Below are 12,896 nucleotides of genomic sequence, written 5' to 3' on the forward strand. Positions count from 1 at the left end.
GGTTTCAATCCTCACCCAGCTTATTAGCTGGGTGCAACGCCGCTGACACTGACATAGATGTTGTCAAACTCGTTGTTTCAATCCTCACCCAGCTTATTAGCTGGGTGCAACGTGAATTGGGATACCGTTGGGACGGCGAAGCGTGGTTTCAATCCTCACCCAGCTTATTAGCTGGGTGCAACTATCTTGTCTATGTGCGTGTTTCGACAGACAGAGACGTTTCAATCCTCACCCAGCTTATTAGCTGGGTGCAACTTCCTCGGTATAGTAGTATCCCAGCGCAGACTTGAGTTTCAATCCTCACCCAGCTTATTAGCTGGGTGCAACCGCATAGCCGAGGAAAGCCTCGCGGAACAACGATGGTTTCAATCCTCACCCAGCTTATTAGCTGGGTGCAACCAGAAAAAAGAAGCAAAACAAATGATCGACTGGATGTTTCAATCCTCACCCAGCTTATTAGCTGGGTGCAACCTCTAATCTGACGATCTATCATACGCACGTCTTGAGTTTCAATCCTCACCCAGCTTATTAGCTGGGTGCAACCGCTCGCGCTTAAACCTTTTACTGCATCTGGGATCTACGGGATAAAAACGAGAACCTCAATTTACTACTAATAAAATCGCTAACATTTAAACTGAGATATCCGCTATACACCGCTTGATTGCTGGTATTCTGCACTTTTGCGAACCCCCCTTGTTTCTCTCAGCGCACCATGTTCGCGCATTGATTACATTCATTCATACACCCGTAAATTTTTCCTGCAATATTTACGACTACACAATTATCGGATGATCATAATCAATGTAGTCATCTCTTCCATAGACGCGGACAACCCTGTTTCGATCCCCATACAGCATGTATATCCGCAAACTATCTCTTTCCTTATCAATAACTCGTAACAATTGGTGCACCATTTCTTCAAGCTGCGATTGTGTGACTCTACATTCAAACACTGATTTTTGTACTCTTTGTCCAAAGTTTTGACAGATTGTTGCCACTTGTCTCAGCCTTTTTTGTCCACTTGTTTCCTGCGTTTCAACATCATAAGTAACCAGAATATCCAAAGAAAATCACCTCATGATAAAAGGTACATAATGCTCTATATCCCCTCGTAAATACCTGGCAAGCAAGCGCGCATGAACATGAGGAAGAAGTCCTAATGGTACTCTTTGATTGATTATAGGATGCTGAATTTCCTCTTGCTTGCGCTTTTGATAAGAAGCCAAAAATGTTCGCCTACCCTTTTCATTTAAAAGAACAGCACCTCCAGGCCGCATATCGAAATCACTTTTTGACAATTGCTTTCGATTGATCAAAGTAAGAACAAAACGATCTGCCAGGTACGGTCGAAATTCTTCAATCAAATCCAAAGCCAGAGCCGGCCTTCCTGGGCGTAACGTATGAAGATACCCAATCTGTGGATCCAACCCCACCCCTTCCAAGGCAGAAATGCAATCCTGGGTTAATATGCTATAAGCAAAAGACAAACAAGCATTAATTGGATCGCGTGGTGGTCGTCGCGAACGCAGTTCAAACGCAAAAAAATCATCATCAGTTCTTAGCAATGAGGTGAAGGCTTCAAAATATACCGAAGAGGCGTAGCCTTCCAGCCCCCGTAATTCGTTCAGCGTAGCCTGCTTATCCACTTCGCGTATACTTTGGTCTAACTGCTTGACAGCCTTCTCTAACGAAGGTCGGCGTTCCGGATAATCCCGGATCGCTCGTTGCAATACCGTCCTGCTGTTTCGGAGTTTACCTGCTACAAAACGTGAAGCGATTTGCATAACCCGTTTCTCATCTGTCAAAACATGATGCTGTGCCCGTCTTAACAATACGTTCCCACTGGTTCTCCCAACCGCACGGGCCAAAAACCGGCCATATGCATCATACCAGATCACTGCAATGCCTTGGGTGATACATTTCCCAAGCAAATATGGGCTGATCAAAACATTTCCGAACACCACAATCGTACCGATATGATGAAGAGGCACTTGCAGCACTTTTTCTCCTTCGTATTCAACAATTACAGTTTCATGATCCAGACGCAAGTAGGAACCTTGCGTCTGGACATACAAGGTGTTAAGTAGTGTTCTGATCATTGTTCATCCTCACTTAACCATGCGGAGATATTCGACAAAGCGGATACTTGCGGCAGACACGCTTCTTGTAGTGAACAATCACGGCACCTGGCATCAGCCACTGGGGATGGGAGATGCTGCTTCTCCAACATCTCCCGCACGTGACTGACTGTCTGCTCTACCAAGTTTCGAAGGGATTTCGTCATTTCTACTTCCAGTCTCCGCCGCGACTGGTAATAATACAGAGCGCCTTTTGGAACGGGTACTCCAAACATCTCCTCCAAACAAAGTGCTTGAGCACATAGTTGCACCCTATCTGCTTGTTTGGATTTTCTTTTCCCTACTTTGTATTCAACCGGATATGGTGTGCCATCCGAAAGAAATTCGACACAGTCAGCCCGGCCGATGATCCCTAACCGTTCGGACCAAATCGGTAATGCACGCTCAACCCGCCTGTCGGACAGTTGTTCATTGTCTGGCGTATCTACCCGCTCATGTACGCGGTTTCCTCGCAATGTAAAAATGTTTTCTTCAAACGTTTGTTCCAAGTGGATCAAAGCACACTGCCGTGGGCAATATACATAATGCTGCAAAGCAGAAAGCATGATCCACCCATCATCTGCCCAATCCATTCCTTTCTCTCCTTCTTCTTACGCTATACCAATCGGGTCACTATCACGCCAGGAAATCCTTCAAGGGGGACATCAGTCTCTCTTTTGGATACAGGCCCCTGAATCACGTAATCCTCAAAAGAACGTGGCACTTGAACACCTTCTCGACGCTTTACCTTGACCAGTTCAAACAATTGGTGTGCCGGGGCAACCCCTTTTCCATTTTCATGCGTAAAAATAAACAAACCCCGTACATTCATCTCCCCGCGTGCCGCCGAACGGTCAAAATCAAATAGGTTTGTTAAGGCATCCCAAAAGTCCGCCAAATCGTCCGATGTGACACCTGTTTTTTCCGCCAGAATAGGATTGAAAAAGCCATGTGTACGGTATAATCCGTAGGGAATCAAGGGCTTTCGCCCCATCTCCGTTTGCTTTTTGCGTCGATCCGATTCTTTCGTAATGGCGATCCGGGTAATCGTCAAGTCCCAAGGGAAAACCGGATCGATTGAACGTGAAAAAGTCAATTGCATAGGTCCTCTGACTTGCCCTGCGTTGAGACCTGTCGACATGACAGCCCCAAACATGCGGATATCGAAATATTTTTGGCACAAAGCGTTTTGTGCATTCTGGCGTGTTTCCTCGTCAATTTTCATGTTTTTGGCCGCCTGTGCCAAACGTTTCGCAATATTTTTCAAAGAGGCTTCTAATTCTGACTTAAGACCTTCCTCTTCCAGTCCTTCCAGTAACTTACTTCGGATATCTTTTTCTTTGACATCTTCAGCCGCATAAATCAATCTATCCTCTTCTAATGTGATTCCAGCTTCTTCTAAACCAGACAACCAGTCTATGAGCGCCGTGTTTTCTCTTTCTTCGCCGCTAAGGGAAATCTCCGCCAATTGTACCCCAATTTCTTTATAGGCCTGAAAAATCAGTGAATTGAGTGCCGTTTGACTTTGGATAAAGATGTTCCGGCGAAGGACATTGGCCACATAGTCACGAATTTTCCGCTTGATCGCCACATCAGTGACAATGCCATGCATCGTTTCGGGATCTACACGTGGCAGGTTCCCCGCATCGGGATCGCCATTCGGGTTTCCATCCTTGACATCGTAAAACAAGACAAATTCATGCCGCTTTTTCGGATCCAGATAATGTTTCATTATTGCAGATTCCTCCAATCTTTTTTTATTTTTTGCGCTGACTCCTGAAGGCTGCCCGTTGGTGATAGAAACCAAGCCCAAATTCCGCCTGTTGCTTCAAGGTAAGTGTAGTAGGAAAGCCCCCTGCTTTATCCAGTTGCTTGATCACCTCTTCCAACAGCCGTCCCATTTCGGGAGACACTTTCGGTAAATGTGCAGTCGTCGTAAGCCTCAAAAGGGGACCAAAAGTGGACGCCGGAGCGGTGGACGCTGCGCCATAAAAGCGTTGAACAACTGTGGTTCCAACTTTATATCCGGAAGCCCGCTGTTGGATTTCTTCTAAGACGGCCAGCAGGCGACCGCAAAGATAGGATGGCTCCAAATACCCAAGGTTGAGAGATTCCATCGTTTTTGATTCCTCCTTTCCGTATGTGAGCGCCAGTTTGAGAACACTAGCGAGAGCGTGGTATTTCCAGGTTTCTGTGGGATCTGTCAAGACTTGCGGCAAACGGAAACGATTGAGAGCGGCGACCAATAGTTGATTCGGCGGGGTGTATCCTTGATAGATGGTGCGCAAAATTTGTCTGACCAGGTTGACATCAGAGACCTCGATCGCCTGAAGAATCACAGGCAAGGGTTGAACCTTGTCCTGCTCCCCCTGTGGATGGACGATGCGTATCGCATCCAAGTATTGACCCAGGTTTGTTAACAACCGTGAGACCGATGTATGAATCCATTCTCTGACCACAAGGCGTCCCTTGTTGGCAGAGAGGACAGCCATGTGAAATGATGCTTCATCTATTCGTAATGCCTGCTCACGGCCTGTCTTAGGAAGTTTGACCAACTCTTGCAATTGCTCAAGTTCCGGAGGGGGAACCCGCCGCTTCTCTTCTTCGTCAAAGACCAGATTTTGGATGGGGGCTGCAAACAACTTCTGGTCCAAGGTAATCCCTTTCCAACTCATTTCTGCCGGTTGCTTCAACCAATACACAGCGATCTGCGATCGTAAAATGTCTCTTTCATTAAAAAGTACAACCGTGTGATGCTGCGAATCTCGCAACAAATAATTCAACGTATCCACGGTCAAAGTAGCACAAGAAAAACAGACCGGCACATTGTTCGTCTGGCTTTTTCCCATAGATTCAAAAGATGGGCTGTTAAATGATGTCAATTGACAGGATTGGCCAAATACCATTACGGGATTAGGCAAATAACGTACATATGGTTTTTTCTTGCCACATATGGAGCACTCGGCCTTATCGTTAGACAGTAGGTTCTCTGCCAAATATTCCGACCAAAATCGTTGTATCTCAGGTCTTTCAAAGGGAAACAACTCCTGATCAATTTTAAAGGTAATCGTCTCTTTTGCCTTGATCTTTTGACGAAACTCCTCAGGAAGCGGTTGGTTTAAAAACTCTAGGATCTTTGCCAATTCCTCGATGCCGGTTTTGGCGTAAGCCTCCTGAAGAAGCTGGACAAACCCTTGATGCATTAATTTCGCTTCATCCACTTTCATTTCATTTTCGGGAACGCCTAACACGTACCGGGCATCGTCTAATAACAGGTATGGCTTAAGATTATCTTTCGACACCCTTCCTGAGCGTTTCCGGTCGGGCGCCTCAACTATACGATATTCCCCTTTCTTAAACGGCCCTTTGAGATGAGGCTTTACCCCGCTCAAATCAATCACCCAGGTGACAGATTTGGGTTTATAGGAAGCGGGTGGCAACTTTTTAGCCTTCTGCAGTTTTGTCGCCAATTCTATCAGTTCATAAAGCATCTTCTCCCTCCAATCGATACAACTCCATATATTTTTCCTGCGGCACATTCAACCAGCCATCTTCAACGCACGCCTCGAAAAATAGCGGTTGTGTAAACCCAGAGGCCACTCGGGTTTCCTTTTCGTCATGCCGAAGGAATTCCACCTCCTTTCGCGAATCATCCTCGATAAAAGCAAAATCAAACAGCATGGTACCCACATCAATGTTGACTGATTGCGTTACGTCATCAGCATCCACCGGGGAAAAATAGGCTGCAAATTCGCGTGTCCCCAAATAGGGCGTGTGATGGTACTGCCCCCGCTCCACCCTGCGGTTGAACTGATCCCGGTATTTAAATACCGGATCGACTGCTCGCGGTTTGAGGACAATATCCGCTGTGATCAGATACGCCACATCCTTGAGAATCAGGCTTGTCCTCTGCGCGCGGTCTTTTTCGATTAAAATCGGGGTTCTGCTTTGCTTGTTCATCAACTCATTGCGCAATATGGCATACTGTTTTCCAAGTTGGAGCACGCCGATTTTACGGATTTCATAGCGAAACTCGGGCTTCCAGAAGATGGCTTCCAGCACCCCCCTAGCTGCGCTGGGCGTAATCAGTGGATAACTGATCCGTTCCACCTTAAACTCAGGCCGGGTAAAACAGGCATACTCTCCCCAAACTTTCACCTGCACTCGCGCGCGTTGTTGCATCTTTTCTCTCCTTTCCCTGCATACTTACACAATGTTTATCCAATCAAATCGTATGGATCATGGAATTCTTCTGTCATCCCGATCAATTCGTCATATCCCCCTAACCACTGATACAAATTCCCTGACACCAATCGCATCCATCCCTCCTGTTCCTTTTTCTGCACTTCCCACTGGTATAATTGGATGATGTATGGTTGTAAGCGACGAAAGTTCTTGCGCGAAGGCTCCTCTTCCCAAGTTCGTAGGTATACCTGGCTATCTTCATACGGAACCACCACCGGAACCGTATCTTGGTCAACCAACCGGTACTTTTCAGCCACATGGGGATAAGCCAGTGCCTCCCGGTCATCCTGAATCGTCTTATGATCCAGATCGACCGAAGCAAACAGTTGTTGAAAATAATTTCGAAAAATATCGGGCCTGTGCAAATCCTCCGACTGTATACGCGAAAGCATGGCGCGGGCCACTTCCATTGCTACCCGGTATGGCCCTCGCGGACTTCCACCTTCTTGCGTTTCAAAAATGATCACCCTACCTCGGTTCAATTTGCCTTCGCGGTTGCAACGGCCAGCAGCCTGAACAATGCGATCCAGTGGTCCGATTTGTCGCATGACTAGCGGAAAATCAAGATCCACACCGGCCTCCACCACTTGTGTGCTGATCAGCCGGACCGGAAGGTTTTTAGTCAGGCGCAAACGCACCTCGTCAAGAATCTTTCTCCGATGCGCCCCGCAAAGAAGGGTGGAAAGATGCAATATATCCCCATCTTCCCTGAGAAGATGGACGCATTCCTGTGCTTCTTTCCGCGTGTTAAAAACGACCAAAACCTGACGTTGCTCACGGATAAAATCCACCAGTTCCCCCAATAATACAGGTTGTTTCCACACCTCATAATTGACCCTCTGCAGTTGTCTAAAGTGATTGTCCACCAATGCCGGGGAAAGAATCTCTTCCACCGCCAAACCGGAGAATGCTTTAAGGAAGCGGCTTTCTTCAAAAACCGGTTGTGTGGCGGTCGACAAAACCACCGTGGACTGACAGTGCTTCACCAGCATCGCAAGTGCATCCAGCGTCGGTCTTAACAGTTCAGTGGGCAGTGTTTGGACTTCATCCAATATAATGACGCTTCGGGATAGATTGTGCAATTTACGCACTTTGCCGGGTCGGTTGCTGAACAGGCTGTCAAATAACTGCACCGTCGTCGTGACGATAAGTGGCGCATCCCAATTTTCGGTAGAAAGACGCTGTCTAATCAAATGTTCTTTTTGAGCCTCTTCATCGTCTACTTCTACCTGACTGTGATGCTCCAACACCGCCTCGTCACCGAAAATTTCGCGGTACACACCTGCCGTCTGTTCAATAATGCTGGTGTACGGGATCGCCACGATCACGCGATCCAACTGGTGTTCTGCCGCATGCTTAAGCGCAAAGGCAAGCCCACTTCTTGTTTTTCCCCCACCGGTTGGCACCGTCAATCTGAACACTCCTTGTGGCCTTGCCGCAGATTGAACGCACGCCTCATAAACCTGCCTTCTTACACGGTTGACGAGCGTATTGTCCGCTTTGTCGATCAACTGTTGCTGGTCAGACGCAAGGCGATTCCATAAATCTTCCACAGAGATTTCTCGTCGTCGTACCTGAGCAAGCGTGGGCTGGAAATGTTGTTCCGTATCCAAATAATCCGCATCGACAAGCGCTGAAAACACCATACGGATCCACATCTCACGTTCTGTTTCTGTAAGTGACGGCATCTTCCACTCCTTCTGCATGTGTGGAAACACAACCTCACGCAAAAAAGGCTCGGCATTTTGCAATATTTCGAGAAAATACGACTGCTGCTTCTCTATGCGCTCTTCCAACGTGAGAGATAAGCTGGCCGATGAGTGCAATCCAGAATGGTGCCCAGCGATAGGAAGTGCAAACAACATCCATAACTCGGGGTGCCTCATTTTTCTCCAATAGATTTGATAGACCACAGCAGCTCCCCAGATGGCATGTGGGACACTCTTTCCATTTTCTCCCTTGGCTTGCTTCTTTAAATACTCCTGAAACAGATGATGAAACTTGCCCAGGTCGTGCAAAAGCCCACACAAATAAGCTACCTCTTCTCCATGAAAAGGGACGGCAAAATCTCGCGCCAGTCTAGCCACATTCAGCAAGTGTTCGTTTAGGTCATGCCACTGCCGCCCTTCTTCCGAAGGCGTATGGGCATGGAATTTTTTCATTTGTTCTTTTCACCTCAGTTCCCGTCTGCAACTACATAACATATACCTACTACAACAATGATTATGGTACCATGTTCGACACCAAACAAATATTGCCATCCTTATTAATTCTATCTCCTACACTGTTTATAGACTTTGCAATGTTTTTAGAGGATTGTTTCAAGCTTGTTTAGATTCTGTTGAAATACTAAAAAACTTATATAAAGGAATGAAGTTTTTTAATGTCGAATACAAATCAAGGATTTTTAAGCATTAAGTATAAAATAATTAAGCGCCGAGATGCACGTATACTTGTTTCATTTGATTCATTCTCTTCCTTTTCAAGTAGGTATATTTCACTAGTTTTAGGTAGTCATATTTTACTAGTTCGACATGAATAAGCTTGTTCCTGCTTTTTCAAACAAAACCTGATTTAAATTCTTTTAGCAGTTTTTCAGATCCACGACTTGATGGATAACAAAAACAAGCACACAATTTGATTCCAAATGTATGCCTGTTCCTTTAAACGGTTTTCGATTAACCAGCTGGCTTCGTAAATTATCGTTTCTTAAAATTACTCTTTTTCTTTTCCCTCAGTTTTGCTAATTTTGCGCTGATCCTTTCTCTAGCCCTCTCTGTCTCAGCCTCATCAATTTCTATTTGAGTCACTTTATCACCGTCAAAAGTAACTTTTAACCAAGTCCCTTCTTTTGCCCCTGAAGGAAGCAGATGGGAGGGGATGATGATTTCCCTCTCATTATGGAGTTAAGAAGAAGAGTAGTGGTCCTATTATTGTGCCTCATGCTGTTGTTGTCGGCACCGGTAGCTTATGCATGCGGTCTTGCTCTTGATTCTGACAAATGGGAAGTCGTTGAAGCTGGTGATGCGTTGTTCGAAGGTGTACCGTCCATTGAAACATCAAGAAGGTATTCGCATTTAACGGAAGTGGCAGCAGTAGAATTAGAGCGGCTCAAAGGTGTTAACGTAACGACAGCGGATGTTTATGCTCATAAAGGATATGCATATGTCGGCACCCACAGAGGGCTCTGTTCAAATGAAGGGGTTCGCGTGTTCGACTTGAGTGATCCGAGCAATCCGGTGGAAGTAGCCGTATTCGCCAACGATATACCGGGTACTTGGCAGGAAAAAGTGATTGTAAAAAACGTCAGCACACCCTATTTTAAAGGTGATTTGGCTGCCGTAAGCGTACAGCGTTGTGATAGAGTTGCAGCTCAGCATGGAGGTACGGTGCTATATGACGTTACCGATCCGACCAACCCGCAATTTCTTTCATTCTGGAAAACACCAACGGAAGTGCTAACGGGAACGCACGAGCTGTATTTAACAACACAAGGCAATCGCGTGCTTCTTTTGACGGCAGATATTTATGCTGATTATTACACCCAAGGGGAACAAGGTGATTTTTCAATCGTAGATGTCACCGATCCCAGTCATCCAACGACGATTTTCAATTGGGATCCTAGAGAAATTATCGGTCATGAGTACAACGGATATAACTTTGTCGATGAAGAAGGTACGCCACGAATTGCTTTTGCCCATAGCGTTATAACGGATGTGAATGGTAAGTATGCTTATGTTTCATACTGGGATTTAGGAACGATTATATTTGATATCTCCAATCCGGAAGAGGCACAAGTGGTAGGAAGAACTTCCTTTGAACGTCATGTACAAGGAGCGGCACATTCAGCTGCGCTAGCCAGAGGAGGAAACATTCTTATAGAAACGAGAGAAGTTTTCAATCCTGATCCGGCCGATCCTGAATATGAACGAGGTTGGGGGTATACGAGGATTTATGATATAAGCGATAAATCCAATCCTGTTTTAATTAGCGATTTCCGTACCACAAATTCGATGACACAAATTGTAGATGGTGAAAGACAACCGGGAACTTTTACTGTTCACGATCCAAAAGTAAGAGGGAATACCCTTTATCTTTCACATTACGCTGACGGTATTCGCGTCGTTGATATAAGCAATCCGGCACAACCAGTTGAAGTTGCATCGTACGTCCCTGATCGTTCTAATATTTGGGGAGTATTTGTAGATCGAAACTATATCTTAGGTTCAGATATGGGAACGGGATTAAAAATACTCCAAAGAGTACTGGGGCATAGTCAAAGTCATGGAAAAGGACCACAGTAGAACAAGAGTTAAAAACCGCCGTGTGCATGCACGGCGGTTTCATGCTTATACAAGTTGGCAGATGGTGAGCATGTTCATCTTTTGTTTAATCACAATTTATTCAAAGCTTTTTTCCAGCTCATCGACAAGAGAACCGACATAAGCAACGGCTTGGCGGATAGGCTCAGGTTTAGACATATCTACCCCGGCATGTCTCATTAACTCCAGCGGTCCCAGCGTTCCACCAGCTTTTAATACTTCAAGCCAGCGTTCGACGGCAGGTTGACCTTCTTCTTTTATTTTTTGTGCAACGATGGTCGATGCCGTTAGGCCGGCTGAATACGTATACGGATACAAGCCCATGTAATAATGAGGTTGTCTCATCCACGTCAGGCTGGCCCCCTCGTCAATTTCGACCGTATCGCCCCAGAACTTTTTCAATAAGTCGGCTTTTTGCTCACATAATACCGTTGCGGTAATCGGTTGCCCTTCCTCGGCTAGACGGTATACGCGTCGTTGTAGCTCACCTTCGAGTAAATGGGTGACATAATTGTGATAGTAAGTACCGAGTAACTGTAAAATCACCCAACGCTTCATGCGCGGATCGTCAGACTTTCTCATGATATGTTGTCCTAACAGCATTTCGTTCATTGTAGACGGCGCTTCAATAAAATACATCGACGGTCTCGTGTTCGTTAACCGCTGGTATTTACCCGCCAGTGCAAAATGTCCAGCATGACCTAACTCATGGGCTAACACAAACACACTTCTCATCGTATCCGTCCACGTGATTAAAATGTACGGATGAACGCCGTATGGACTGGCGCAAAATGCACCGGTCGATTTGCCCACATTGTCAGCGAGATCTACCCAGCGTTCACTCAGTGCTTTTTTCATAATGTCGTGGTATTCGTCTCCTAAAATTTCTAAAGCATCCAAAATAAGCTTAGAGGCTTCCTCATAAGATGTTTTTGGTTGATAATCCGGATCGAGCGGCGCCTTTAAATCACAAAACTTCATTTCATCAAGACCTAAAACCCGCTTTTTCAATTGGGCTAACCGGCGCATGTGGGGGGCAAGCTCTTCTTGAATAATATCCAATAAGTTATGGTACATCTCTTTCGTTACATCTTGTGGTTGTAAAAGCATATCGGTTACGGAGTCATAACCTCGTAATTTGGCCATCGTCACTTGTTTTTTAATTTCAGTGGCGTATGTGGCAGCATAAGTATTTTTATATTGGTTTAGAGTTTTAACAAATGACTCATAGGCTTGTCGGCGAACGTGTGTATTTTCCGATAGTTCATAGCGATCTTCAAATAAGGCGAACGACATCGGCAGTTCTTGTCCGTTCTCATCACTAATCGAATCAAATTCCATATCGGATGATTTACTGCGTTGATAGATCATGTAAGGGGAGTTAAACACTTCGCCTAAAGCCGCAAGCGCCTCCTCTGTATCCGGTGAGAGTTTGTACGGTTTCGTTTTGAGTAAATCGTCCAGCGCCTTCTGAAAATCGGCTAAATGCGGTTGTTCCTGTATGTACTTTTCGATCGTTCCATCGGGGAGGGTCAGTATTTCGGACTCAATAAAAGCGAGTGATGACTGTACCTTGGATAACAACGCCGCCATTCGTGCTGAGTTGGCTTGATTGTCGGGGTTAGTCCCGTCTTCCGCAGAACGAAGATTAGCATATGTGAAGACGCGGATGACTCGCTTTTGTAGCTCTTCCTGAGCCGTTAAACAAGCTAATAAAACATCAGCACCTTCTTGAAAGCGACCTCTGTACTGGGTGACGGACGGCAGATCGGCTTCAATCGCTTTAAGCTCGGCTTCCCATTCGCTCTCGGAAGGAAACAAATCAGTAAGGTTCCACGTTAACTCAGTGGGGACTTCAGAACGTTTGAGTCGTTGACTCATAGTCAAAACTCCTTTCGGTTTAAAAATATTTCGTAAATCGATATATTGTCTATTATAAAAGATTTTACGAACAAAGGGTATTTTTTTAAAAAAAATGGTACATTTTTAACAATCCGATGCGCTCATTTTTGTTTTATTTTGATGCTAGGCTAATGAATACTCAGTCAGAACGTGAAAAATCATAAATCCAAAACCGTTCCGTATTTAGGGTTTGCTGAAAAACACAAAAATGTTGATATTGAAAGGAAAAGACCTATTTTTGGCGAAATTAAGTGCAAGGGTTTTTCAAAAACCACCTACAAAAACCTTGCACTTGGAGGTATTGCTGTGT

Annotated in this window: 10 protein-coding genes and 1 CRISPR repeat array; of the genes, 1 reads left to right on the top strand and 9 read right to left on the bottom strand. The window is 45.4% G+C overall.

Going from position 1 to position 12,896, the window contains the following annotated elements:
- The first annotated feature begins 1 nt into the window (after position 1).
- Positions 2-544: direct repeats of the CRISPR family, unit length 38 nt; unit sequence GTTTCAATCCTCACCCAGCTTATTAGCTGGGTGCAACC.
- Positions 545-773: 229 nt separating this feature from the next.
- The 8 genes from cas2 to IEW48_RS17690 form a co-directional block, all read right to left on the bottom strand.
- Positions 774-1,064: a CRISPR-associated endonuclease Cas2 gene (gene cas2, locus IEW48_RS14920; protein WP_188624457.1), complete on the bottom strand. Its 291-nt coding sequence runs from the start codon at positions 1,062-1,064 to the stop codon at positions 774-776.
- A gap of 6 nt (positions 1,065-1,070) precedes the next feature.
- The gene (gene cas1c / locus IEW48_RS14925; protein ID WP_188624458.1) at positions 1,071-2,099 is read right to left on the bottom strand and encodes a type I-C CRISPR-associated endonuclease Cas1c; all 1,029 of its coding nucleotides are present in this window, start codon (positions 2,097-2,099) and stop codon (positions 1,071-1,073) included.
- Positions 2,096-2,710, bottom strand: a complete 615-nt coding sequence (gene cas4 / locus IEW48_RS14930; RefSeq protein ID WP_188624459.1) for a CRISPR-associated protein Cas4 — start codon at positions 2,708-2,710, stop codon at positions 2,096-2,098. Before cas4 ends, cas1c begins: the two co-directional genes overlap by 4 nt.
- 23 nt (positions 2,711-2,733) lie before the next feature.
- Positions 2,734-3,849: a type I-C CRISPR-associated protein Cas7/Csd2 gene (gene cas7c, locus IEW48_RS14935; RefSeq protein ID WP_229704076.1), complete on the bottom strand. Its 1,116-nt coding sequence runs from the start codon at positions 3,847-3,849 to the stop codon at positions 2,734-2,736.
- Between the two features lie 25 nt (positions 3,850-3,874).
- Entirely contained in the window at positions 3,875-5,608 is a 1,734-nt protein-coding gene (cas8c, locus tag IEW48_RS14940) for a type I-C CRISPR-associated protein Cas8c/Csd1 (RefSeq protein WP_188624460.1), read from the bottom strand.
- On the bottom strand, positions 5,598-6,299 hold the full coding sequence (cas5c, locus tag IEW48_RS14945) for a type I-C CRISPR-associated protein Cas5c (RefSeq protein WP_188624461.1): 702 nt from the start codon (positions 6,297-6,299) through the stop codon (positions 5,598-5,600). The genes cas8c and cas5c overlap by 11 nt, the downstream gene beginning before the upstream one ends.
- Before the next feature lie 35 nt (positions 6,300-6,334).
- Positions 6,335-8,524, bottom strand: coding sequence for a CRISPR-associated helicase Cas3' (cas3, locus tag IEW48_RS14950; protein ID WP_188624462.1), 2,190 nt, complete (start codon positions 8,522-8,524; stop codon positions 6,335-6,337).
- Between the two features lie 537 nt (positions 8,525-9,061).
- Positions 9,062-9,250, bottom strand: a complete 189-nt coding sequence (locus IEW48_RS17690) for a DUF3006 domain-containing protein (protein ID WP_188624465.1) — start codon at positions 9,248-9,250, stop codon at positions 9,062-9,064.
- Here IEW48_RS17690 and IEW48_RS14960 point away from each other — a divergent pair.
- Positions 9,233-10,666, top strand: coding sequence for an LVIVD repeat-containing protein (locus tag IEW48_RS14960; protein ID WP_229704077.1), 1,434 nt, complete (start codon positions 9,233-9,235; stop codon positions 10,664-10,666). The genes IEW48_RS17690 and IEW48_RS14960 overlap by 18 nt on opposite strands.
- A 96-nt stretch (positions 10,667-10,762) precedes the next feature.
- On the opposite strand, the gene pepF is transcribed toward IEW48_RS14960, so the two are convergent.
- The gene (gene pepF, locus IEW48_RS14965; RefSeq protein WP_188624463.1) at positions 10,763-12,565 is read right to left on the bottom strand and encodes an oligoendopeptidase F; all 1,803 of its coding nucleotides are present in this window, start codon (positions 12,563-12,565) and stop codon (positions 10,763-10,765) included.
- Positions 12,566-12,896 lie beyond the last annotated feature (331 nt).

The organism is Caldalkalibacillus thermarum (assembly GCF_014644735.1).
GTDB lineage: Bacteria > Bacillota > Bacilli > Caldalkalibacillales > Caldalkalibacillaceae > Caldalkalibacillus > Caldalkalibacillus thermarum.

Bases quoted from the DNA above. Each gene is read 5' to 3' on its own strand.
- cas7c (WP_229704076.1), bottom strand. From the start codon at position 3,849: ATGAAACATTATCTGGATCCGAAAAAGCGGCATGAATTTGTCTTGTTT.
- cas5c (WP_188624461.1), bottom strand. From the start codon at position 6,299: ATGCAACAACGCGCGCGAGTGCAGGTGAAAGTTTGGGGAGAGTATGCC.
- pepF (WP_188624463.1), bottom strand. From the start codon at position 12,565: ATGAGTCAACGACTCAAACGTTCTGAAGTCCCCACTGAGTTAACGTGG.
- IEW48_RS14960 (WP_229704077.1), top strand. From the start codon at position 9,233: ATGGGAGGGGATGATGATTTCCCTCTCATTATGGAGTTAAGAAGAAGA.
- cas8c (WP_188624460.1), bottom strand. From the start codon at position 5,608: ATGCTTTATGAACTGATAGAATTGGCGACAAAACTGCAGAAGGCTAAA.
- cas3 (WP_188624462.1), bottom strand. From the start codon at position 8,524: ATGAAAAAATTCCATGCCCATACGCCTTCGGAAGAAGGGCGGCAGTGG.
- cas4 (WP_188624459.1), bottom strand. From the start codon at position 2,710: ATGGATTGGGCAGATGATGGGTGGATCATGCTTTCTGCTTTGCAGCAT.
- cas1c (WP_188624458.1), bottom strand. From the start codon at position 2,099: ATGATCAGAACACTACTTAACACCTTGTATGTCCAGACGCAAGGTTCC.